The 21,976-nt window shown below is 71.2% G+C and carries 18 protein-coding genes; 11 read left to right on the top strand and 7 right to left on the bottom strand.

What is annotated here, in order from left to right; translation table 11 throughout:
* Nucleotides 1-68: 68 nt before the first annotated feature.
* The 3 genes from B9Y95_RS14265 to B9Y95_RS14255 are packed head-to-tail and all read right to left on the bottom strand — an operon-like array spanning nt 69 to nt 3,090.
* Complete coding sequence (locus B9Y95_RS14265) at nt 69-1,163, bottom strand: mandelate racemase/muconate lactonizing enzyme family protein (RefSeq protein WP_085512689.1); 1,095 nt, start codon at nt 1,161-1,163, stop codon at nt 69-71.
* 2 nt (nt 1,164-1,165) lie between these two features.
* Nucleotides 1,166-2,107, bottom strand: coding sequence for a 5-dehydro-4-deoxyglucarate dehydratase (locus tag B9Y95_RS14260; protein WP_085512687.1), 942 nt, complete (start codon nt 2,105-2,107; stop codon nt 1,166-1,168).
* Nucleotides 2,108-2,121: 14 nt separating this feature from the next.
* Nucleotides 2,122-3,090 (bottom strand): NAD-dependent epimerase/dehydratase family protein, encoded by a 969-nt coding sequence (locus B9Y95_RS14255; protein WP_085512686.1) that lies wholly within the window; start codon nt 3,088-3,090, stop codon nt 2,122-2,124.
* Nucleotides 3,091-3,217: 127 nt separating this feature from the next.
* On the opposite strand from B9Y95_RS14255, the gene B9Y95_RS14250 reads away from it, so the two are divergent.
* From B9Y95_RS14250 to B9Y95_RS14235, 4 genes are read left to right on the top strand one after another with little or no spacing between them, the layout of a single operon-like run.
* Nucleotides 3,218-5,227 (top strand): DUF6807 family protein, encoded by a 2,010-nt coding sequence (locus tag B9Y95_RS14250; protein ID WP_085512684.1) that lies wholly within the window; start codon nt 3,218-3,220, stop codon nt 5,225-5,227.
* Nucleotides 5,224-6,384 carry a Gfo/Idh/MocA family protein gene (locus tag B9Y95_RS14245; RefSeq protein WP_085512682.1) on the top strand — a complete coding sequence of 387 codons (1,161 nt, stop codon included), beginning with the start codon at nt 5,224-5,226 and terminating at the stop codon, nt 6,382-6,384. Before B9Y95_RS14250 ends, B9Y95_RS14245 begins: the two co-directional genes overlap by 4 nt.
* Complete coding sequence (locus tag B9Y95_RS14240; protein ID WP_085512680.1) at nt 6,381-7,433, top strand: M24 family metallopeptidase; 1,053 nt, start codon at nt 6,381-6,383, stop codon at nt 7,431-7,433. Before B9Y95_RS14245 ends, B9Y95_RS14240 begins: the two co-directional genes overlap by 4 nt.
* Before the next feature lie 4 nt (nt 7,434-7,437).
* Nucleotides 7,438-8,550 (top strand): glycerate kinase, encoded by a 1,113-nt coding sequence (locus tag B9Y95_RS14235; protein WP_085512678.1) that lies wholly within the window; start codon nt 7,438-7,440, stop codon nt 8,548-8,550.
* Nucleotides 8,551-8,575: 25 nt separating this feature from the next.
* On the opposite strand, the gene B9Y95_RS14230 is transcribed toward B9Y95_RS14235, so the two are convergent.
* From B9Y95_RS14230 to xylA, 3 genes are all read right to left on the bottom strand, one after another.
* Nucleotides 8,576-9,619, bottom strand: coding sequence for an NADPH:quinone reductase (locus B9Y95_RS14230; RefSeq protein WP_085512676.1), 1,044 nt, complete (start codon nt 9,617-9,619; stop codon nt 8,576-8,578).
* A 1,198-nt stretch (nt 9,620-10,817) separates the two neighbouring features.
* Complete coding sequence (locus B9Y95_RS14220) at nt 10,818-12,251, bottom strand: FGGY family carbohydrate kinase (protein ID WP_085512672.1); 1,434 nt, start codon at nt 12,249-12,251, stop codon at nt 10,818-10,820.
* Nucleotides 12,252-12,381: 130 nt separating this feature from the next.
* Nucleotides 12,382-13,572: a xylose isomerase gene (gene xylA, locus B9Y95_RS14215; RefSeq protein WP_085512670.1), complete on the bottom strand. Its 1,191-nt coding sequence runs from the start codon at nt 13,570-13,572 to the stop codon at nt 12,382-12,384.
* Nucleotides 13,573-13,759: 187 nt separating this feature from the next.
* Between xylA and B9Y95_RS14210 the strand changes: the two genes are divergently transcribed.
* The 7 genes from B9Y95_RS14210 (at nt 13,760) to B9Y95_RS14180 (ending at nt 21,355) form a co-directional block, all read left to right on the top strand.
* Nucleotides 13,760-14,806 (top strand): LacI family DNA-binding transcriptional regulator, encoded by a 1,047-nt coding sequence (locus tag B9Y95_RS14210; RefSeq protein ID WP_085512668.1) that lies wholly within the window; start codon nt 13,760-13,762, stop codon nt 14,804-14,806.
* A 226-nt stretch (nt 14,807-15,032) separates the two neighbouring features.
* Entirely contained in the window at nt 15,033-16,223 is a 1,191-nt protein-coding gene (locus tag B9Y95_RS14205) for a Gfo/Idh/MocA family protein (protein WP_123539742.1), read from the top strand.
* A gap of 50 nt (nt 16,224-16,273) precedes the next feature.
* Nucleotides 16,274-17,584, top strand: coding sequence for an extracellular solute-binding protein (locus tag B9Y95_RS14200; RefSeq protein ID WP_085512666.1), 1,311 nt, complete (start codon nt 16,274-16,276; stop codon nt 17,582-17,584).
* 7 nt (nt 17,585-17,591) lie between these two features.
* Nucleotides 17,592-18,518 carry a carbohydrate ABC transporter permease gene (locus tag B9Y95_RS14195; protein ID WP_071258845.1) on the top strand — a complete coding sequence of 309 codons (927 nt, stop codon included), beginning with the start codon at nt 17,592-17,594 and terminating at the stop codon, nt 18,516-18,518.
* Nucleotides 18,518-19,471: a carbohydrate ABC transporter permease gene (locus B9Y95_RS14190; RefSeq protein ID WP_085512664.1), complete on the top strand. Its 954-nt coding sequence runs from the start codon at nt 18,518-18,520 to the stop codon at nt 19,469-19,471. The genes B9Y95_RS14195 and B9Y95_RS14190 overlap by 1 nt, the downstream gene beginning before the upstream one ends.
* A 49-nt stretch (nt 19,472-19,520) precedes the next feature.
* Nucleotides 19,521-20,216, top strand: coding sequence for a ThuA domain-containing protein (locus B9Y95_RS14185; RefSeq protein WP_064295003.1), 696 nt, complete (start codon nt 19,521-19,523; stop codon nt 20,214-20,216).
* Nucleotides 20,201-21,355 carry a Gfo/Idh/MocA family protein gene (locus tag B9Y95_RS14180; protein WP_234994114.1) on the top strand — a complete coding sequence of 385 codons (1,155 nt, stop codon included), beginning with the start codon at nt 20,201-20,203 and terminating at the stop codon, nt 21,353-21,355. The genes B9Y95_RS14185 and B9Y95_RS14180 overlap by 16 nt, the downstream gene beginning before the upstream one ends.
* Here the strand turns inward: B9Y95_RS14180 and B9Y95_RS14175 are convergent.
* Nucleotides 21,352-21,870 carry a metallophosphoesterase family protein gene (locus B9Y95_RS14175; protein ID WP_085512662.1) on the bottom strand — a complete coding sequence of 173 codons (519 nt, stop codon included), beginning with the start codon at nt 21,868-21,870 and terminating at the stop codon, nt 21,352-21,354. The genes B9Y95_RS14180 and B9Y95_RS14175 overlap by 4 nt on opposite strands.
* Between the last annotated feature and the right edge of the window lie 106 nt (nt 21,871-21,976).

Genomic DNA, 21,976 nt, shown 5'->3' with positions numbered 1-21,976 from the left:
CGAGGATGCGGGTACGGCTGGTGATGATCGGGGCGTGTGGCCGGCCTGCGGAAGGCCGAGCGGACGGGTCAGCGCCCGACGGCAGCGGTCTCGGCGATCCGGTCGCGGATGACGAAGCCGAGGCCCGGTCGCTGCTCGACCTGCACCAGGCCCGCCGCGATGGTGACCGGCCCGGGCGGGTCGATGGCGCCGATCGCGACGAAGCCCGCATCCTCGACGTCCTCGACCTCGGTGAGCTGCGGGAGGGCGAGGGCGAGCTGCCCGGAGAGGTCGGGGAGCAGGTGCGGCGCGAGCGTGAGTCCGGCGTCGTCGACGAGCGCGGCGATCGCGAGGAAGGGGGTGATGCCGCCGACGCGGACCACGTTCGGTTGCAGGACGTCGGCGACGCCACGGTCGACGAGGTCGCGGAACCGGTGGATCGTGTGCACGTTCTCGCCCAGTGCGATCGGGAGGTCGGTCGCCTGACGCAGCCGTTCGTACCCCGCGGTGTCGTCCGAGCGCAGCGGCTCCTCGATCCAGGCCGGGTCGACGACGCCGAGCCGTTCCAGGGACGAGACCGCTTGGTCGACGTCCCAGCGCTGGTTCGCGTCGATCATGAGCCGGCGGTCCGGTCCGAGCAGTTCGCGCACCATCGTCACGCGGTCGACGTCCTCGGCGAGGTCGGGCTTGCCGACCTTGATCTTGACGGCGTCGTAGCCCGCCGCGATCCACCGCTCGACCTGCGCGGCGAGCGAGGCGGCGTCGAGGTGGAGGTTCACGCCACTGCCGTACGCCCGGACCGTGTCGCGTCGACGGCCGAGGAGGTCGGCGAGCCCGAGACCGGCCCGTCGCCCGCGGAGGTCCCAGAGCGCGGTGTCGAGCCCGGCGAGCGCGATCGTGGTGATCCCGCCACCACCGGCCTCGTGCAGATGCGCCCACAGCCGCGGCCAGAGCGTTTCGGGGTCGGTCGTCGCTCCGAGGGCGGCGGCCGTGATGTCGTCGTCGAGCAGCGCCCGGACGGCCGTGGCTCCGATCGTCGGTGTCCAGGTGAAGCCCGAGCCGGTCGCGCCCTCGTCGTCGACGACGTCCACGCGGATGAGATGGAGCCACGGCGCCTCGGGCACCCAGGGGCGCGGCATGGCGAATCGGCCGAGCGAGGTGGTGATGGAGGCGATCCCGGGCATCGTCAACGCCCTGCGGCCAGGGTCGCGTGCTCGGCGACGAGGTCGGCGCCGGTCGCGAGGAGTGCGTCCAGGCGGTCGGTCTGCTCGGGGGTCGGATCGACGAAGGGCGACCGCACGGAACCGACCGGCAGACCGCCGAGCCGGACGCCGGCCTTGATGAGCGACACGGCGAAGCCGGGGGTCTCGTCGCGGAGGGCGACCAGCGGCCGGTAGAAATCGCGGAGCAGGCGCTCGCGCAGCGGTTCGTCGTGCTCGGTGTACGCGCGGTAGAACAGCGTCGCGAGCTCGGGCAGCATGGCGAAGACGGCCGAGGAGTAGAGCGGGATGCCGATGCCGCGGTAGGCGGCCTGCGTGAGCTCGGCGGTGAGGAGGCCGTTGAAGAAGGCGAAGTCGCAGCGTCCCTCCTCGTGCACCGCCAGCACGATGTCCTGGGCGGCCGCGACGTCGCCGACGCCGTCCTTGAAACCGACGACCTGGGGGTTGCGCGCGAGGTGGCGCATCGTCGCCGTCGTGTACCGGGCGTTGTTCCGGTGGTAGACGATCGCCGGGAGGCTCGTCGCCGAGAGGACGTCCTCGACGTACGCCTGCAGACCGGCTGCCGGCCCGGAGACGAGGTACGGCGGCATGAGCAGGATCGCGTCGGCCCCCGCCTCTTCGGCTGCCACGGCGAGTTCCTTGGCGGTCGCCACGCCCCCGCCGGCGCCGCCGATGACCGGGACGGCGCCGTCGACGACCTCGACGGTGCGCCGGACGACGCGGGCGGCCTCCGACGGCGACATCGCGTGCAGCTCGCCGGTGCCGCAGGCGGGGAACACCCCACCTGGCCGGTGTTCGAGTCGCGACTCGAGGTGGGTGCCGAGGAGCCCCAGGTCGACCTCGCCTGCGGCGTCGAAGGGGGTGATCGGGAAGTACAGGACGCCGTCGAAGGCGAGTGGTGCTGGCATGGTGGAGGTCCTCGTCATCGTGGGGCTGGGGCTGGGGCTGGAGTGGTGGCCGGCCGGCCGCTGTCGGCGGCGAGTAGATCGGTGAGCCGGGCCGCCTCGGCGGGGCTGAGCGCGGACCGCCAGTCGTGCTCCGGGCGCCACCCGAGGTGGGCGGTAGCCTTCGCACTGCTGAAGGCGGCGGCTCGATCGATGAGTCCGTCGGCGAATCCGGCGGTGCTCGGTACGTGCGCGGGCAGCAGGGTGGACAAGGGAGCGAGGGCCAGGGCGTCGTCGGCGCCGACGAAGTACACCTCACCGGAGTGCCGGGCGTCCGCACGATCGATCCAGGCGGCGACGAACCGGCCGGCGTCACGCGCGTCGACGTAGTTGTAGAGCGAGACGGCGGCGAGTGCGGGATCGGCGAGCCGGTCGACGATGGTGTGCCCCTGCTGCGTCGGCGCCCCCTCCCATTCCTCCGGGGAGACGACGAAGCACGGCCGGAACGCGCCGGTGACGACGGTGTCGCCGTGGGCTCGGGCGAGCATCGCGACCGTCGACTCGATCGCGACCTTCGACAGTGCGTAGGCGTTCCACGGGGCAACCCGGTGCTCCTCGGTGATGGGGAGCGCCTCGGGCGTCCACCCGTGCGGGGCGCCGTAGCCGATGACGGTCGGGCTGCTCGCGGCCAGCAGCCTGGTCGCCCCGGCGGCGATCCCGGCGGTGAGGGCGGTGAAGGCGAGCGTCTGGTTGGTGGACAGGATGACGTGCTCCGGCGCGCTGAAGGGCACGGCGATCGCCGCCAGGTGCACGACGGCGTCGGGCCGCAGGGTGGCGAAGAGCTCGTGGGTGGCGTCGTGGTCGAGGAGGTCGGCGGTCCGGCCCTCGACGCCGGGCAGTCCGGGGTCGGTCCGATCGACGGAGACGACCTCGTGGCCTGCTTCGGCGAGGGCGCTCGCGACGCTCCGCCCGAGTCGTCCTGCGCCGCCGGTGACGATGATGCGCATCGGTGTCCTCTCTGACCACGTCCGGGTCGACCAGGTCGACCAGGCAAAACCGAGAAACCGGTTTCTCAACGTGAGCCTATAGGATGATTGAGGACGGCACCACCCGTGACGAGTCGAACGAGGACGTATGAGCAACCGGTTCCCCAGCGCTGGACCGACACCGACGATCTCCGACGTCGCCGTGCAGGCGGGCGTCTCGAAGGCCACCGTGTCACGTGTGCTCAACGGCAAGGCGACCGTCGACGCGGCGATCGCCGACCGCGTCCTCGCCGCGGTGGACGCCCTCGGCTACCGCCCGAGCATGCTGGCCCGAAGCCTGTCGCTCGGCCGCACGAACACCATCGGGGTCGTCGTGCCCGACCTCGAGAACCCGATGTTCCAGGAGATCCTGCGCGGGGTCACCCGGGCCGCGGCGGCCGACGGCTACCGCGTCCTCGTGACCGACACCGAGGAGGACCCGGCCGACGAGGCTGCGGCGGCCCGCGAAGCCCGTCGTCGCTGCGACGCGATCGTCCTCTGCTCACCCCGTCTGGCCGAACCGGAGCTTCGAGCGCTGCTCGCCGAACTCCACCCGGTCGTGCTCGTCAACCGCGAGCTCGCCGACTCGCCCGTGCCGTCGGTGTCCATCGACTACGCCAGCGGCATGGAGCAGGTGCTCGCCGAGCTGCACGCGCTCGGGCACCGGCGCATCCTGTACCTCGCGGGGCCCACCGCGAGCCAGGGCGATCGCCTCCGACGGGTCGGCATCGCCCGCGCGCGCTCGGACCACGACGACCTCTCCGTCGACATCGTGCCGGCCGGGTCAGCGCTGGTGGACGGCGCCGCGGTCGTCGAGACGGTGGTGCAGCACGACGCGACCGCCGTGGTCGCCTTCAACGACCTCGTCGCCCTCGGGCTCGTCTCGGCGCTCCGCGGCGCCGGTGTGTCCGTCCCCTCGGCGCTCAGTGTGGTCGGCTTCGACGACATCCCGTTCGCGGCGTTCGCGGTGCCGGCGCTCAGTACGGTGTCCGTCCCGCGACGCGAGCTCGGCGCCGAGGCGTGGACCAGACTGCGCGACACCATCGGCGGCGCGGAGGGTGGACACCCGCTCGTCTTCCGGCCCCGGTTCGTCGCCCGGGAGAGCACCGCAGCGCGCCCGGCCGCGAGTCCACCGGTCTGGCGCGGAACCGAGCAGCACCCCACGTCACCGGAGCTGACCGCCCGGCTCGGCGACCGAGAGGTCCTCATCCTCCACGACGGCAGCGGCCTCGAACCGGCCGACGCCCCGCGACCGTTCGCGCACCCCGTCACCTCGCTCGACGGGACCGTCGTCACGGAATCCGCTCCCGACGACCACCCCCACCATGTCGGACTCTCGATGGCCGTCGCCGACGTCGACGGCGTCTCGTACTGGGGCGGTCGCACCTACGTCGCCGGGCAGGGGTCGACGATGCTCGACAACCACGGTGTCCAGCGCGTCACCGAGACCGAGGTGGACGCCGGTGTGCTGCGTCAGTCGCTCGACTGGATCGGGCGCGACGGGACGACGCAGCTGCGGGAGTCGCGCAGGACGGTCGTCGAGGAGTTCGCCGTGCCTGGCGTCGGGAGCGGGAGGTCGGCGCTCCGCGTCGCCGTCTCCAGCGTCCTCCGGACGACGGGATCGACGGCGACGATCGGGTCGCCGGCCACGAACGGCCGCGAAGGTGCCGGCTACGGCGGATGGTTCTGGCGATTGCCCGCGGACGCCCACCGGTCCGTCCTCAGCGCGGACGGACCGGGGGAGTCGACCGCGCACGGCTCCCGTGCGGCCTGGGTCGCCTTCGTTCTGGACGCCGACGGAGGTGCCGACCCGGATGCGGGTGACACCACCGAGCCCGCCCCGACGCCGGCTCGACGCCCCACCACGGTCCTGTTCCGACAGCCCGCAGCGAACGCCTTCCCCTGGTTCCTCCGCGCGGCCGAGTACCCGGGTGTCGGGGTCTCGCTCGCCGCCACCACCCGCACCACCATCACCGCCGACACCCCGCTCGTCACCGGTCTGGAGGCGGTCGTCATCGACGGCGCTCTGGACGCGCAGCAGGCGGAGGCCATCCACCGCGCGCTCCTCATCGCTGAGGAACGCCGCACCGAACCGCGCAGCACAGGGAGTGACGCATGACCAGCACCGACCACCCCACCGCCCCGACCGTCGTGGTCGTCGGGATCCACGGCCATGGCGCCAGCCACGTGGCGGCGGCCAGGGCGCTCGCCGCGACCGGCGCGATCCGCCTCGTCGGCCTCGTCGACCGGACGTTCACCGAGGAGGACCGCGCAGCCGGGGACGCTCCGCTCCGCGACTCGCTCGAGGAGTGCTTCGCCGCCGGGCAGGTGGACATCGTCATCCTCTCGACCCCGATCCACACGCACCTGGACCTCGCCGTCGCCGCGCTCGAGCACGGCGCCGACGTCCTGCTCGAGAAGCCCCCGGTGACCTCGAACGACGAACTCGATCGGCTGCAGGCCACCGCCGCCCTGACCGGCGGGCTCGTGCAGGTGGGGTTCCAGAGCCTCGGGTCGCACGCGATCGGCGAGATCGCGGACGTCGTCGACAGCGGGGAGATCGGGGCCGTGACGGCACTCGAGGCGAGGGGCACCTGGGTCCGCACCGTCGGGTATTGGACGCGTGCCGCGTGGTCGGGCCGGCGCACGCTCGACGGCACACCGGTCGTGGACGGCGTCGTCACCAACCCGTTCGCGCACGCGGTCCAGACCATGCTCCGGCTTGGCGGCACGACCGACCGCGCGGGGATCGCCACCATCGACCTCGATCAGTACCGGGCGAACGACATCGAGGCCGACGACACCTCGGTCGTCCGCATCACCCCACGGCGCGGCCCGATCATGACCGCGGCGCTCACCCTGTGCGCACAGGAGACGACCGACCCGGTGGTCACCGTCCACGGTGAGCTCGGTTCGATCCGGTTCCACTACACGCGCGACGAGGTCGAGGTGGTCGTCGACGGCGTCACCCTGCGACGCTGGACGACGGGCCGGACCGACCTGCTCCCCGACCTCCTCCGCGCGCGCGAGGCGGTCCTGGCGGGTGAGGATGCCGCACTCGTCAGCTCCCTGGCCGACGCGTCCGCCTTCACCGCCGTCCTCGACGCGGTCCGGTCGGCCCCGGCGCCACACCGCATCCCCGCTGATCTCGTCGACTGGCTCGGGACGGGCGACGAGCGCCGCCCGGTCATCCCGAGGATCGAGGAGCTCGTCGCCGAAGCGGCCGCCACCGGCAGCACCTTCGCCGAGCTCGGGATCGATTGGGCCCGGCGATGAACCACGAGCGGCCCGGGCCGGACGAGGTCGACCGCCGTCGCAAGCACGCCCGATTGGTGTCGCTCCTGGAGGCCCGCGGAGCAGGCACGATCGTGCTGCGGTCCGCCGCCGCGGTCGGCTGGTACCTCGACGGCTCGCGCGTCCACGTGAGCCTCGCGGCCGACCCGATCGTCGCGGTCGTCGTCTCGCCGGGCGACGCGTGGCTCGTCGCGACCTCCAACGAGGTGGACCGGCTGCAGGCCGAGGAGCTGCCCGACATCCGGGTGCGGACGGTGCCGTGGCACACGCCGATCGACGCGGTGCTGCCGAGTGGGGACGGGGTGCTGCAGGAGGCCGACGTCGCCGCCGAGCTGCGGGCGGCGCGTGCGTCGCTCCTCCCGGCCGAACTCGCGCGCTTCCGTTCGCTCGGTCGGGAGACGACGTCGGCGGTCGAGGCGCTCGTCGACGAGCTCGACCCTGCCCGGACGGAACGCGCGGTCGCGGCCGACCTCGCCGGGCGCCTCGTCGCAGCCGGGATCGACCCGCTCGTCCTCCTCGTCGCCGGGGAGGGCAGACTCGCCCACCGGCACCCGCTGCCGACCGAGGGGCGACTCGGTTCCCGGGCGATGGTCGTCGCCTGCGGCCGCCGCGACGGGCTCATCGTGAACCTCACGCGGTGGTTCGACGATGGCGGCACCCCGGCGGAGCCGTTCGCCACGGACATGCAGCGCATCCGCGCCGTCGAACACGCCTATCTCGACGCCACCGTGCCGGGCGCCTCGCTCGCCGACATCCTGCGGACGGGGAGTGCGGCCTACGCGGAGCAGGGCTTCGACGCCGACGAGTGGACGAGGCACCATCAGGGCGGTGCGGCCGGTTACGCGGGACGCGATCCGCGTGCCATGCCTGAGGCGACCGACGTCGTCCAGCCGTGGCAGGCCTTCGCCTGGAATCCGACCGCCCCCGGCGTGAAGGTCGAGGACACCGTCGTGATCACACCGGACGGTGTCGAGGTGCTGACGACGAGCGCGCCCTCGACCCACCCGACCCCGTCCACCGTGGGAGGCTGAAGGCATGACCCAGCACATCGTCATCGCACCCGACTCGTTCAAAGGCACCGCCACCGCCGCGGAGGTCGCCGAGGCGATCGCCGACGGGTGGCGCACTCTACGGCCCGATGACCTCCTGCAGTCGCTCCCCATGGCTGACGGCGGCGAGGGCACGCTCGACGCGTTCGCGGCAGCCGTTCCCGGCGCGCGTCGGCACCAGATCACGGTCACCGGCCCGGTCGGCGACCCGGTGGACGCCGAGTGGCTCGAGCTGCCTGACGGTTCGGCGGTCGTGGAACTCGCGCAGACGAGCGGGCTGACACTCCTCGACCCCCTGCAACCGTTCGCGGCGCACACCGTCGGCTTCGGTGAGGCCATCGAGGCCGCGCTCGACCATGGCGTGCGACGACTGCTGCTCGCGATCGGCGGAAGCTCCAGTACGGACGGCGGAGCCGGGCTGCTCACCGCGCTCGGAGCGCGGCTGGTGGACGTCGACGGGGGACCGGTTGCCACCGGCAACGCCGGGCTCGCGACGATCCGCGACATCGACACCGCCGGACTCCGCGCGCTGCCGCCGGACGGCGCGGTCATCCTCAGCGACGTGACCAACCCGCTGCTCGGCGACCGCGGTGCCGCTGCGGTCTTCGGTCCGCAGAAGGGTGCGACCACTGTGGACGTCGCCGTCCTCGACGCGAATCTCGCACGGTTCGCGAGCCGCGCTGCGGAGGCGTTCGGGCGGGACCATGCGGAACGCGCAGTGGTCGAGCCCGGTGCCGGTGCTGCGGGCGGTGCGGGCTACGGCCTCCTGCTGTGGGGCGCCACCGCCACCTCGGGCGCGCGCGGCGTCGGTGAGGCGATCGCCCTCCCGGAAGCGGCCGCCGCGGCGTCGATCGTGATCACGGGAGAGGGCCGTTTCGACGACCAGACGGCCGACGGCAAGGTCGCCTCCTGGGTCGCCGGGCTCGCGGCGGACCGGACCATGCTCGTGGCCGGAGCGATCCAGGCGCCCACCGAGGGGATCTTCCTCGCGGCGGCCTCGCTCACGGAGCTGGCCGGCGGCGTCGAGGCGGCGATGGCCGAACCGCTCGTCCACCTGCGTGCGGCAGGGGCGGCACTGGCCACCCAGTACCGCCCCTGATCACGTCACGTCGACGCGCCGCCGGTCACGCGGTGACGTCGATGAGGACCTTCCCGACCGTGTCGTCCTCGACGGCGGTGTGGGCCGCAGCCGTCTCGGCGAGCGGGAACACCGTCAGCGCCAGACCGTGGTCTTCGCCGACGTGGAGCGCGCCGTCCTCGATCGCTGCGGTGATGTCCTCAGCGGCGGCGTGGAGTGCGGCGTCGCCGACCGTGTAGAGCAGCATGAACTGGAGCCGCGTGTTGAGCCCCATGTGCGGCCGGATGTCGAGCGTGATCGAGTCACCGCCGTTGTTCGCGTAGCTGACCACCGTGCCGCGCGGGGCGAGGACCGCCTGGTCGAGGGGGAGGTTCTGCGCGATCGCGACCTCCACGACGAGGTCGACGCCGTCGGGTGCCACCTCGCGGATCGCCGCGGCGGTGTCACCCTCGCGGTAGTTCACGACGTGGTGTGCTCCCGCGGCGGTCGCGAGGCGGGCCTTCTCGTCGCTGCTGATGGTGCTGATCACCGTCGCGCCGGCCCAGCGGGCGAGCTGGATCGCGGCGTTGCCGACGGCGCCGGCGCCGCCCTGGACGAGGACCGTCCGGCCGTCGAGGGCACCGGGGGAGAGTCGGGTCGGGCCGTCCTGCGCGACGGTGAGGGCGCGGTGCGCGGTCATCGCGGGGACGCCGAGGCTGGCGCCGAGCTCGAACGACGCGGCGTCGGGTAGGGGGACCACACGGGAGACGGGCTGCACCGTGAACTCCTGGGCCGTGCCCAGCGGGCTCTCGTGCGCCGCGAGGTACACCCAGACGCGGTCGCCGACGGTGAAGGTGGTCGTGGTCGCCGCGTCGCCGGTGGCGGGGCCGACCGCGTCGATCACGCCGGCGCCGTCGAGGTTCGGGACGACCTCGGGGAAGGGCATGCCACCCGAGGGGCCGCCGCCGCGCCTGGTCTTCCAGTCGGTCGGGTTGACTCCGGAGAACGCGAGCTTGACCCGGACCTCGCCGGGGCCGGGCTCGGGGAGCTCGCGCTCGACGAGGTGGAGGACGGACGGGTCACCGTTGGTGGAGTAGACGATCGATCGCATACCGGGGCCAACGTCTCCGCCCCGCGGAAGATTCCGCGGTGGCACTTCGACAGGCTCAGTGACCGGTGCGGCGTGCTCGGTGACCGGGGCTGGCTCGCGTGACCGGGGTGGGGGTACGCGTTCCCTGAGCTTGTCGAAGGGCCCCCGGGGTGACGTCGCGGGTCTGGGGGCTTCGGTGTGTGGCACTTCGACAGGCTCAGTGACCGGGAGGGGCGGCTCAGTGACCGGGAGGGGCGGATCGGTGACCGGGAGAGGTCTGCTCAGTGACCGGGAGAGGTCTGTCCGTTCCCTGAGCTTGTCGAAGGGCCCCCGGGGAGGCGTTGCGGGGCGGGAGGCTTCGGGGTGTGGCACTTCGACAGGCTCAGTGACCGGGAGGGGTCTGCTCAGTGACCGGGAGAGGTCGGCTCAGTGACCGGGGGCGGTCTGCTCAGTGACCGGGGGAGGGATGTCCGTTCCCTGAGCTGCGCCGCACTGAGCTTGTCGAAGTGTCGAAGGGCCCCCGGGGTGACGTCGCGGGTTTGGGGGCTTCGGTGTGTGGCACTTCGACAGGCTCAGTGACCGGGAGGGGCGGCTCAGTGACCGGGAGAGGTCGGCTCAGTGACCGGGGGCGGTCTGCTCAGTGACCGGGGGAGGGATGTCCGTTCCCTGAGCTGCGCCGCACTGAGCTTGTCGAAGTGTCGAAGGGCCCCCGGGGTGACGTCGCGGGTCTGGGGGCTTCGGTGTGTGGCACTTCGACAAGCTCAGTGACCGGGAGGGGCGGATCGGTGACCGGGGGAGGGATGTCCGTTCCCTGAGCTTCGCCGCACTGAGCTTGTCGAAGTGTCGAAGGGCCCCCGGGGAGCGTTGCGGGGCGGGAGGCTTCGGGGTGTGGCACTTCGACAAGCTCAGTGACCGGTGCGGGTTGCTCGGTGACCGGGGCGGGTTGCTCGGTGAGCGGGGCTGGCTCGCGTGACCGGGGTGGGGGTACTCGTTCCCTGAGCTTGTCGAAGGGCCCCCGGGGAGCGTTGTGGGTCTGGGGGCTTCGGTGTGTGGCACTTCGACAGGCTCAGTGACCGGTGCGGGTTGCTCGGTGACGGGGAGAGGGCGGCTCGGTGACCGGGAGGGGCGGCTCAGTGACCGGGAGGGGCGGCTCGGTGACCGGCAGGGGTCGGCTCGGTGACCGGGGCTGCTCGGCGGCCGGGGAGGCCCGGGCACCGCCTCAGGCTCGGGCGGCGTACTGCTCCCGCGCGATGCCGGAGGCGTCTGCATCGACCGCGTCCGCCTGGTCGGCGCCGTCGCCGGCCCCCACCGCAGCCCACGACGGGCGAGTGCCGCTGAGTGCCCAGGCCGCCTGCACCGCGGCGCCGTCGGCGACGTACTCCCCGGGGGCCGGCACGACGACCGGCACGTCGAAGACCTCGCGCGCGATCACCTGCACCGCCGGGTTCTGCGCCGCACCGCCGATGAGGAGGACCCGCTCCGCCGTGACTCCCTGCGCGAGCACTGCTTCGAGGCCGTCGGCGAGTCCGCAGAGCAACCCCTCGATCGCCGCCCGGGCGAGGCCCTCGCGCGTCGTCGACTCCAGGGTCATGCCGAAGAGGGTCGCCGTCGCGTCCGGCCGGTTCGGCGTGCGCTCGCCCTCGAAGTACGGCTGGAGCACGAGACCGCGTGCCCCGGCCGGGGCCTCGAGCGCGAGTCGACCGAGTTCCGTGTGGTCGACGCCGAGCAGCGCGGCCACCGCGTCGAGGATCCGGGCGGCGTTGAGCGTCGCGATGAGCGGCAGGAACGCGCCGTCGGCGGAGGCGAACCCGGCGACGGTGCCCGAGCTGTCACGGACCACGGCCGGCGTCACGGCGAACACCGTCCCGCTCGTGCCGATCGACACGACGACGTCGCCGGCCGTCGCCCCGAGCCCGAGGGCGGCTCCCGCGTTGTCTCCGGCACCCGCCCCGATGACCGTGTCCGGCCCGATGAGGCCGCCGTCGACACCGGTCCCGGCGGACTCCTCGGGCGCGAGCACGCGCGGCAGGATCGCATCGTGGCCGAGAGCCGCGACGAGCAGCTCGCGGTCGTACTCGCCGTCGGTGGGGGACCAGTACCCGGTGCCGGACGCGTCGGAGCGGTCGGTCGTCAGTTCGGCGAGGTCCGCGCCGAGTGGGCTCTCGTCGGCCGGACCGAAGCCGCGCAGACGCCAGCTCAGCCAGTCGTGGGGGAGCGCGACGGCGGCGACCTCGGCGGCGTTCGCGGGTTCGGCGTCGCGCAGCCAGCGCAGCTTCGTGATCGTGAAGGAGGCGACGGGGACGCACCCGGTCCGCTGGGCGAGCTCCGCAGCGCCGAACTCGGTGATGAGATCCGTCGCGGCCTGCGCGCTCCGGGTGTCGTTCCACAGGAGTGCCGGACGGATGACGCGTCCGTCGACGTCGAGCGCGACCATGCCGTGCTGCTGGGCCGCGACCGACACCGCGGCGACATCGGCCAACCCTCCGGCGGCGGAGGCCGCCTCCTGCAGCGCCTGCCACCACGCGGCCGGGGCGACCTCGGTGCCGGCGGGGTGCGCCGCGCGTCCTTCGCGGACGAGCGCTCCGGTCTCGGCGTCGCGGATGACGACCTTGCAGCTCTGGGTGGACGAATCGATGCCGGCGACGAGCGTCATCGCTCTCCCTGTTCTCGGTGGTGGGCGGTCGGTTGACCGCCGGGTCTGCTGTGGGGGTGGAACGCGGAACGGCGTTCCGCCCCCGATCCTCTCGGATCAGGAGACGGAACGCCAGGTTCACGGGTGTCGGCTAGCGCGCACCCATGAGGTGGTCGACGGCCAGCTGCTGCAGGCGGACGAACCCGAAGCCCTTGCCGCCGAAGTAGGCGTCGGCGTCGAAGTCCTCGTACGACGAGCGGTCGGCGAGCAGCTGCTCGACGGTCTCACCGGGGTTGAGCGTCGGCTCCCGCAGCTCGGGCACGCGGGCAGCGGCCAGCGCCTCCTGCACCTCGGGGTCGGCGCGGAACGCCTCGGCGCGCTCCTTGAGCAGCAGGTACATGCGCATGTTGGCGGCGGCGGAGTCCCATACGCCCATGATGTCCTCGGTGCGGCTCGGCTTGTAGTCGAAGTGACGCGGGCCGTCGTACGCGGGGCCGCCGTTCACTCCACCGTGCTCGAGGAGGTCGACGAGCGAGAACGCGTTCTGCAGGTCGCCGTGACCGAAGACGAGGTCCTGGTCGTACTTGATGCCCCGCTGGCCGTTGAGGTCGATGTGGTAGAGCTTGCCCTGGTAGAGCGCCTGGGCGATGCCGGCGGTGAAGTTGAGGCCCGCCATCTGCTCGTGGCCGACCTCGGGGTTGATGCCGACGAGCTCCGGGCGCTCGAGGGTCTCGATGAACGCCATCGCGTGGCCGAGCGTCGGGAGCAGGATGTCGCCGCGGGGCTCGTTGGGCTTCGGCTCGATCGCGAAGCGGATGTCGTAGCCCTTGTCGGTCACGTAGTCGCCGAGGAAGTTGACGGCCTCGCGGTAGCGCTCGAGGGCCGCCTGCACGTCCTTCGCGGAGTCGTACTCGGCGCCCTCACGGCCGCCCCACATGACGAAGGTCTTGGCGCCGAGCTCGGCGGCGAGGTCGAGGTTGCGGAGCACCTTGCGCAGGGCGAAGCGGCGGACGGCGCGGTCGTTCGAGGTGAAGCCGCCGTCCTTGAAGACGGGCGCGCTGAACAGGTTGGTGGTGACCATCGGCACGATGACGCCGGTGTCGGCGAGTGCCTGCTTGAGACGGTCGATCTGCTTCTGGCGTTCGGCGTCGGTCGAGCCGAAGGCGAAGAGGTCGTCGTCGTGGAAGGTGAGGCCGTAGGCGCCGAGGTCGTTCAGGCGGGTGACGGCCTCGACCACGTCGAGGTCGGGGCGGGTGGGGCCACCGAACGGGTCGGTCCCGTTGTAGCCGATCGTCCAGAGGCCGAAGGAGAACCGATCGGCTTTGGTGGGGGTGAGGCTCATGCGTGCAGTCCTTCAACGTCGTTGGTGAGCGGATGATTTGTTGTTAACCACAACTTATAGTCCAGAGTAGCAGATCGTCGGCCTCGCGTCACCGGTCGAGTGTCGCGAAATATTTCGTTAGCATGGGCAGAACTTCTCGCTGCAGAGACGGCCGTCCGGCCAGACCGAGGGGGATCGGAGGACTCGGATGAGCGACGACCTCGCGGTGCAGACCGCTGGACCCGGTGCCGTCGGCGGGCGGGCCACCCTGTCGCGCATCGCCAGGGAGGCCTCCGTGTCGGTGTCGACCGCCTCGAAGGTACTCAACGGGCGACCGGGGGTCTCGCCGGACACCCGGGAGATCGTCGAGCGACTGCTGGACCGCCACGGCTACAGTCGCCGCGGTGCCGAGCTCGCGCAGGGTTCGCTCATCGAGCTCGTCTTCGAGTACATCGACAGCTCCTGGTCGCTCGAGATCATCCGCGGTGTCGAGAAGGTCGCGCGCCAGCATGGCATGAGCGTCACCCTGACCGAGACGGGCGCCCGGCGTTCGACCGGCGAGGGCTGGGTCGAGAGCATCATCTCGCGGAAGCCGGTCGGGGTCATCCTCGTGTTCTCGGACATCGACCCGGCGTACCGGCGCCAGCTCCACACGCGCAACATCCCGGTCGTCGTGGTCGACCCGGCGGGGGACCCGGGCCCGGAGGTCGCCGCCATCGGCTCCACGAACTGGTCAGGTGGGATGGCCGCGACGCGCCACCTGATCGAGCTCGGACACCGCAGGATCGGCCTGATCTCAGGCCCGCAGGACCTCATGTGTTCGCGGGCGCGGGTCTCGGGCTACCGGTCCGCGCTCGAGGAGGCCGGGATCCCGCTCGACGAGACGATCCTGCGGCGCGGTGAGTTCATCCCGGAGGCCGGGCGCGTCCTGGCGCTCGAACTGCTGCAGCTCGACGACCGTCCGACCGCGATCTTCGCCGGCAACGACATGCAGGCGTTCGGTGTCTACGAGGCGGCGCGCTCGCTCGGGATCTCGATCCCGGAGCAGCTGTCGGTCGTCGGGTACGACGATGTCCCGCCGGCCAAATGGGTCGGTCCGGCCCTTACGACCATCCGGCAACCGCTCATCGAGATGGCCGAGGAGGCCACCCGCCTGGTGCTGAAGCTGCGGTCCGAGACGGTCGACAACATCCGCCTCGACCTCGCCACCTCCCTCGTCGTCCGCGGTTCGACCGCAGCCCCGCCCACCCCCTAGCCCGCGAACTGTCACTCGCTGCTAGTCCGAGCGGCCGGGACTGTGTCGGAGTGACAGTTCGCGGGCAGGGGCGGGCAGGGGCGGGAAGGGGGGTGTGCGAAAAGTTTCCAATGAGGGATAGGGAAGTTGCGGGGGGACAGGCGGCGGGGCTAGCTTCAGGGCACCGCAGCGAAGCGATCCGGAACCCCGGGGCCGCAGCTGCGCGAGCATCTCGGGAGCGTTGGACATGGCGGGAAGCGGACGGCCGGAACTCCGGGTCGCGATGATCGGATACGGCTTCATGGGAGCCGCACATTCGCAGGCCTGGCGCACCGCACCGCGCTTCTTCGACCTCGACGCGGAACCGGTCATGGCGACGATCGTCGGCCGCAACGCCGAGGCACTCGAAGCGGCCCGCGTGAAGTTCGGCTGGGAGTCGGCCTCGACCGACTGGCGGCGTGTCATCGCCGACCCGTCCATCGACATCGTCGACGTCTGCACGCCCGGCTCATCGCACGTCGAGATCGCGATCGCCGCCCTCGAAGCCGGCAAGCACGTCCTCTGCGAGAAGCCGCTCGCCAACAGCGTCGAGGAGGCGGAGCTGATGGTCGCCGCGGCCGAGGCGGCGAGGGCTCGCGGCGTCCGCTCCATGGTCGGCTTCAGCTATCGTCGTGTGCCCGCCATCGGCTACGCCCGCCAGCTCATCGCGGAGGGCGCACTCGGCGACGTCCGCCAGATCCGCGCGCTGTACCTCCAGGACTGGCTGAGTGACGAAGAGGGTCCGATGACCTGGCGCCTCGACAAGGACCAGGCCGGCTCCGGCTCCCTCGGCGACATCGGCGCGCACGCCATCGACCTCGTGCAGCACCTGACCGGTGCCCGACTCGACACCGTCAGCGGGACGCTCGCCACCTTCGTCACCGAGCGACCGCTCCTCGGCGAGACCGTCGGCCTGAGCGGGACCGCCTCGGAGGAACGCGGCGCGGTCACCGTCGACGACGCCGCCTGGTTCACCGCGAAGCTGACGGGCGGACTCGCGGACGGCGCGATCGGCGCGTTCGAGGCCACCCGCTACGCGACCGGCCGGAAGAACGCGCTCCGCATCGAGCTGAGCGGCTCCCGCGGAGCCATCGCCTTCGACCTCGAGCGGATGAACGAGCTCGAGGTGTACGACGCCACCGCTCCCGCCGGCAAGCAGGGCTTCACGCGCATCGTCGTCACCGAGCCGGAGCACCCGTACATGGCCGCCTGGTGGCCGACCGGCCACGGCATCGGCTACGAGCACCCGTTCTCGCACCAGGTGCGGGACCTCGTCCAGGCCATCACCGCCGGCACCGATCCCGAGCCGTCCTTCGCCGAGGGGCTGCAGGTCCAGCGGGTCCTGCACGCCGTCGAGTCCAGCGCCGCGAACGGCAGCGCCTGGACACCCACCGATTGACCCGACCACATCGCACCATCAGCAGCAGCACCCACCAAGGAGAGAACGCAATGACGCTTCGTACTTCATCCCGCCGTCGGACCCGACTGGCCGCAGTCGCCCTCGGCGTCTCGGCCCTCATGCTCGGCGCGACCGCCTGCTCCAGCGGCGGTGGTGCCCCGAGTGGCAGCGCCACCCTCTGGGGCCTCACCGGCACCGACGAGGACACCGTCCTCGGCCCGTCGCTCAAGGAGTGGAACGGCGCCAACGCCGACGGCCAGGTCGCCGCGACCTACTTCCAGAACGACGCCTACAAGACCAAGATCCGCACGGCGGTCGGCGCGGGCAGCGCTCCGACCATCATCTACAGCTGGGCGGGCGGCACGCTGAACTCCTACGTGGACGCCGGCAAGGTCGCCGACATCACCTCGGAGACCGCGGACGCCAAGGGCAAGTTCCTCGAGTCCGTCTGGAACCAGGGCGTCATCGACGACAAGGTCTACGCGGTGCCGATGAACGCCACCACGCCGATCATGTTCTATTACAACAAGGACGTCCTGAAGGCCGCCGGCGTCGAGGTCCCGACGAACTTCGATGAGATCGTCGACGCCATCCCCAAGCTCAAGGCCGCAGGCGTGGCCCCGTTCTCGCTCGCCGGTGCCTCCAAGTGGCCGTCGCTCATGTGGGAGGAGTACCTCGTCGACCGCGTCGCCGGACCCGAGGCCTTCAACAAGATCATGGCCGGTGAGGCCGACGCGTGGAGCGACCCCGGCATCATCGAGGCGAACGAGAAGATCCAGGAGCTCGTGAAGGCCGGTGCGTTCGTCGACGGCTACGCCTCGGTCACCGCCGACAGCAACGCCGACGTCGCCCTGCTCTACACGGGTAAGGCCGCGATGATGCTCCAGGGCGCCTGGGTCATGACGACCTTCAAGCAGCAGGCGGCCGAGTTCGCCGAGAAGGGTCTCGGCTACACGACCTTCCCCGCCGTCACCGGTGGCAAGGGCGACCCGTCGAACATCGTCGGCAACCCGTCCGGGTACTTCTCCATCTCCGCCTCGGCGACGAAGGAACAGCAGGCCAGCGCGCTGAAGTACCTCACCGAGGGCGTGTTCGACAAGGGCTACATCGACCGCATGGTGAAGGCCGGCCAGGTGCCGCCCATCACCGACATCGACGCGGAGATCGCGGACGCCGGCGGCGACTTCGGCACGACCGTCTACGACCTCACGAAGAACGCGAAGAACTTCCAGATGTCGTGGGACCAGGCGCTCCCGCCCGCACAGGCGACCGCGCTGCTGACGAACCTCGACCAGCTGTTCAACCTGCAGATCACCCCGCAGGAGTTCTCCGACAACATGAACAAGACGATCGGACAGTGATCTCCCGATGACCGTCACCCGTCCATTGAACGGGGCCCGAGGGGCCGGTGCGGCAGCGATGCGCCGCCGCACCGGCCCCAGTGGCTGGATGGTCGCGCCGGCGCTGGGCTTCTTCCTCGTCTTCGCGATCATCCCGCTCATCGTCGCCCTGTACCTGAGCTTCACCCGCTGGGACGCGATCACCGACCCCGCGTGGGTCGGCCTCGACAACTGGGCCTCGGTCCTCGTCGACCCGGTCGCCATCGACGCCCTCGTCCTGACCCTCAAGGTCATCGTGATCTCCTGGATCGTCCAGACGCCGATCAGCCTGCTGCTCGGGACGTGGACCGCCGGCAAACAGCGCAACCGGGCCGTCCTCGGCGCGATCTTCTTCCTGCCGCTCCTGCTGTCGTCGGCGGCGACGGCCATCGCGTTCAAGGCGATCCTCGACCCGAACTTCGGTCTGTCGGCGTCGCTCGGCATCCCGTTCCTCAAGCAGGACTGGCTCGGCAACCAGCAGCTCGTGCTCTTCGTCGTGATCTTCATCATCGCGTGGCAGTTCGTGCCCTTCCACACGCTCCTGTTCCAGGGCGGCGTGCGGCAGATCCCGGCGTCGCTCTACGAGGCGGCCGAGATCGACGGCGCTGGGACGGTCAAGCAGTTCTTCCACATCACGCTCCCGCAGCTGCGGTACACGCTCGTGACGTCGTCCACGCTCATGATCATCGGTTCGCTCACCTACTTCGACGTGATCTTCGTGCTCACCGGCGGTGTTCCGAGCGCCGGCACCCGCATCCTCCCGATCCTCATGTACGTGACGGGCTTCTCCGCGAGCCAGTTCGGGCAGGCGAGCGTCATGGCGATCATCCTGGCCGTCATCGGTCTCGCCATCGCCCTGCTGCTCACCAAGCTGAGCGGCTTCGCCAAGATGGACAGTCAGCAGGAGGGCCTCTGATGTCAGCGACCAACCGACTCACGAAGCCCGGCGCGCTCCCGACCGGGAGCCTCGACACGGTCAGCGTCTCGACCGCCGGCTCGAAGCGCGGACGCCCCGGCGAGCACGAGACGCGAGGTAGGCGCCCCCGCGGCGCGCGCCGCAAGCCGAACATCATCGGCGGTATCGGCGCCTGGATCTGGCTGCTCATCATCGTGCTGCCGATCTACTACATCGTCATCACGAGCGTGCGCCCGCAGGCCGGGTTCTTCTCGAGCAACCAGCTCATCCCGCCCACCGATCCGACCCTCGACGGCTACGCCCTCGTCCTGCAGAGCGACTTCTTCCTCTACCTCGGCAACAGCGTCATCATCACCGTCGCGAGCGTCGCCGTCACCGTGTTCGTCTGCCTGATGGCGTCGTTCGCCATCGTGCGCACCAACTCCCGGTTCACGCGGGGAGCGTTCTCGTTCTTGCTGCTCGGCCTCGCGATCCCGCTGCAGGCGACGATCATCCCGCTGTTCTACATGCTCAGCAAGGCGGGGCTCTACGACACCCTCCTGGCGCTGATCCTGCCGTCGATCGGCTTCGCGGTGCCCGTCACCGTGCTCATCCTGTCGAACTTCATCCGCGACATCCCCAAGGAGCTGTTCGAGTCGATGACCGTCGACGGGGCGTCGAGCTGGCGGACCCTCGTCTCGCTCGTCCTCCCGCTCGCCCGGCCAGCGATCGTCACCGTCGCGCTCTACAACGCACTCAACGTGTGGAACGGGTTCCTGTTCCCACTGGTGCTCACGCAGTCGCCGAGCAACCGGGTGCTGCCGCTGTCGCTGTGGACGTTCCAGGGGTCGTTCAGCGTGAACGTGCCCGCCGTGCTCGCCGCCGTGGTGCTGTCGACCCTGCCGATCTTCATCCTGTACCTGTTCGGCCGACGCCAGTTGATCAGTGGCATGACCGCCGGCTTCAGCAAGTAGTGCTGATCGCGAGCCGACCAATGACCGAACCATCCCCTGAGAGGAACACATGACTGACAAGCAGGCGCTCGTGGTGCGAGGCGGCTGGGACGGGCACATGCCCGTCGAGACGACCGCGGCCTTCATCCCCTTCCTGGAGGCGAACGGGTTCACCGTCCGCGTCGAGGACGGGACCACCGTCTACACGGACACCGACTACCTCGACACGGTCGACCTCATCGTGCAGATCAACACGATGAACACCATCGAGCCGGAGGAGTTCGCCGGCCTGCAACGCGCCGTCCTGAACGGGACGGGCATGGCCGGTTGGCACGGCGGGATCGCGGACTCGTACCGCAACAACGCCGACTACCTCCACATGATCGGTGGCCAGTTCGCGCACCACGCCGGCAAGGACCCGGCCGAGCGGACGGGGGAACAGTCCGACAACTACATCCCCTACACCGTCCACATCACCGAGTACGGCCGGACCCACCCCATCACGGAGGGGATCGAGGACTTCGACCTCGTCACCGAGCAGTACTGGGTGCTGAGCGACGAGTACAACGACGTCCTCGCGACGACGACGCAGGAGGTGCGGCCCTGGGACGCGTGGAACCGACCCGTCACGGCGCCCGCCATCTGGACGCGGCAGTGGGGGAAGGGCAGGATCTTCGTGTCCGCTCCCGGCCACCGCATCGAGATCGTCGAAGATCCGAACGTCCGGACCATCATCGAAAGGGGCCTGCTGTGGGCAGCACGCTGAACGGGGCATCGGAGACCGCCGGGGGATCCGTCCTCAGGGTCGGCGTCATCGGCGTCGGCAACATCTCGAAGCAGTACTTCGCCGAGTTCCCGGAGCTGCCGAACCTCGAGCTCGTCGTCGTCGCGGACCTCGACCTCGTCCGCGCCGCGGAGGTCGCCGCCGAACAGGGCGTGCGGTCGTCGAGCGTCGACGAGCTGCTCGCCGACCCCGAGGTCGACGTCGTCCTGAACCTCACCATCCCGGCCGCGCACGCCGAGGTCGCGCTCCGAGCCCTCGAGGCCGGCAAGCACGTCTACGGGGAGAAGCCCCTGGCCCTGTCGACCGCCGAGGCGCGACCGGTGCTCGAGCTCGCGGCGGCGAAGGGCCTCCGCGTCGGCAGCGCACCGGACACCGTCCTCGGGTCGGGGGTTCAGACGGCGCTCGCCGTGCTCGACAGCGGCGCCATCGGTCGGCCGATCGCCGCGGCGGTCGCCTGGAGCGCCCCGGGCCATGAGCTGTGGCACCCGGCCCCCGCGTTCTACTACCAGCCGGGTGGCGGACCGCTCCTCGACATGGGGCCGTACTACCTGACGAGCCTGGTGTCGTTCTTCGGTCCCGTCGTGCGGGTGTCGGGGGCGGTCGCGCGGTCGGATCGTGAGCGGTCGGTGGCGACGGGACCGCTTGCCGGGACGCCGATCCCGGTGCACGAGGAGGTCGACACGCACGTCACCGCGATCCTCGAGCACGCGAACGGGGTGGTCTCGACCGTGACGGTCTCGTTCGAGGTGTGGGCGAGCCGCGTGCCGCTCTTCGAGGTCTACGGGACGGGTGGGACGGTCGCCGTGCCCGACCCGAACCGGTTCTCGGACCCGGTGGAGATCGCGACGGCCGACGACCGCACCTGGCGTGCCGTCCCCGACAGCGCCGGCTTCGTCGACGCCGGGCGCGGGGTGGGCCTGTCCGACCTGGCCGAGGCGATCGAACAGGACCGCCCGCATCGGGCCTCGGGCGACCTCGCGTTCCACGTGTTGGAGATCATGGAGGCGATCATCGTCGCCGGTCGTGAGCACCGCGTCGTGGACCTGACCAGCACGGTTGACCGTCCGGCACCGGTGGCCCGCGAACTGTCACTCCGGCACAGTTACAGCCGCTCGGACTAGCGCCGAGCGACAGTTCGCGGGACCGGAAGCAGGTGGAGGTCAGTGAGGGTGGCGTCGGTGACCCGCGCGGTCATCATCGTGCACTCCGGTTGACGACGGCGGTCCGTCGGCGACCCGGGGTTCAGCAGGCGCAGACCGGCGGGCGAGACCGAGTCCCACGGGATGTGGCTGTGCCCGAAGACCAGGACGTCGGTGTCGGGGAAGGCCTCGTCGGCCCGTCGCTCGCGCCCGGTCGCCGCCCCGGTCTCGTGGACGACGGCGAACCGCAGCCCGTCGAGCTCGAAGCGAGCGACCTCGGGGAGACGCGCGCGGAGTCCGGGGCCGTCGTTGTTGCCGAAGACGCCGACGAGGCGGGCGGCCCGGGCCTCGAGGGCGTCGAGGGTCGCCTCGTCGACCCAGTCACCCGCGTGGACGACGAGGTCCGCCGTGTCGACGGCGGCCCAGACCGCGTCCGGCAGGACCTTCGCCCGCTTCGGCAGGTGGGTGTCGGCGAGCAGGAGCAGCGAGGTCGGCATGCTCCAACGGAAGCGGATCGCGCCGACGCCGTCAACCGGGTGGTGCTCCCGTGCCGTTCGACAGGCACAGGGACCGGGCGCGGCTCAGGGACCGGGCCGCGGCCCG

This window comes from Plantibacter flavus (genome assembly GCF_900177615.1).
GTDB lineage: Bacteria > Actinomycetota > Actinomycetes > Actinomycetales > Microbacteriaceae > Plantibacter > Plantibacter flavus.
This window is presented reverse-complemented; position numbering and strand designations above follow the sequence as displayed.

Excerpts from the sequence above, each read along its gene's own strand:
- B9Y95_RS14250 (WP_085512684.1), top strand. The coding sequence starts at position 3,218 with ATGAGCAACCGGTTCCCCAGCGCTGGACCGACACCGACGATCTCCGAC.
- B9Y95_RS14260 (WP_085512687.1), bottom strand. The coding sequence starts at position 2,107 with ATGCCAGCACCACTCGCCTTCGACGGCGTCCTGTACTTCCCGATCACC.
- B9Y95_RS14230 (WP_085512676.1), bottom strand. The coding sequence starts at position 9,619 with ATGCGATCGATCGTCTACTCCACCAACGGTGACCCGTCCGTCCTCCAC.
- xylA (WP_085512670.1), bottom strand. The coding sequence starts at position 13,572 with ATGAGCCTCACCCCCACCAAAGCCGATCGGTTCTCCTTCGGCCTCTGG.
- B9Y95_RS14195 (WP_071258845.1), top strand. The coding sequence starts at position 17,592 with ATGACCGTCACCCGTCCATTGAACGGGGCCCGAGGGGCCGGTGCGGCA.
- B9Y95_RS14235 (WP_085512678.1), top strand. The coding sequence starts at position 7,438 with ATGACCCAGCACATCGTCATCGCACCCGACTCGTTCAAAGGCACCGCC.
- B9Y95_RS14210 (WP_085512668.1), top strand. The coding sequence starts at position 13,760 with ATGAGCGACGACCTCGCGGTGCAGACCGCTGGACCCGGTGCCGTCGGC.
- B9Y95_RS14205 (WP_123539742.1), top strand. The coding sequence starts at position 15,033 with ATGGCGGGAAGCGGACGGCCGGAACTCCGGGTCGCGATGATCGGATAC.
- B9Y95_RS14220 (WP_085512672.1), bottom strand. The coding sequence starts at position 12,251 with ATGACGCTCGTCGCCGGCATCGATTCGTCCACCCAGAGCTGCAAGGTC.
- B9Y95_RS14190 (WP_085512664.1), top strand. The coding sequence starts at position 18,518 with ATGTCAGCGACCAACCGACTCACGAAGCCCGGCGCGCTCCCGACCGGG.
- B9Y95_RS14265 (WP_085512689.1), bottom strand. The coding sequence starts at position 1,163 with ATGCCCGGGATCGCCTCCATCACCACCTCGCTCGGCCGATTCGCCATG.
- B9Y95_RS14200 (WP_085512666.1), top strand. The coding sequence starts at position 16,274 with ATGACGCTTCGTACTTCATCCCGCCGTCGGACCCGACTGGCCGCAGTC.
- B9Y95_RS14240 (WP_085512680.1), top strand. The coding sequence starts at position 6,381 with ATGAACCACGAGCGGCCCGGGCCGGACGAGGTCGACCGCCGTCGCAAG.
- B9Y95_RS14175 (WP_085512662.1), bottom strand. The coding sequence starts at position 21,870 with ATGCCGACCTCGCTGCTCCTGCTCGCCGACACCCACCTGCCGAAGCGG.
- B9Y95_RS14185 (WP_064295003.1), top strand. The coding sequence starts at position 19,521 with ATGACTGACAAGCAGGCGCTCGTGGTGCGAGGCGGCTGGGACGGGCAC.
- B9Y95_RS14255 (WP_085512686.1), bottom strand. The coding sequence starts at position 3,090 with ATGCGCATCATCGTCACCGGCGGCGCAGGACGACTCGGGCGGAGCGTC.
- B9Y95_RS14245 (WP_085512682.1), top strand. The coding sequence starts at position 5,224 with ATGACCAGCACCGACCACCCCACCGCCCCGACCGTCGTGGTCGTCGGG.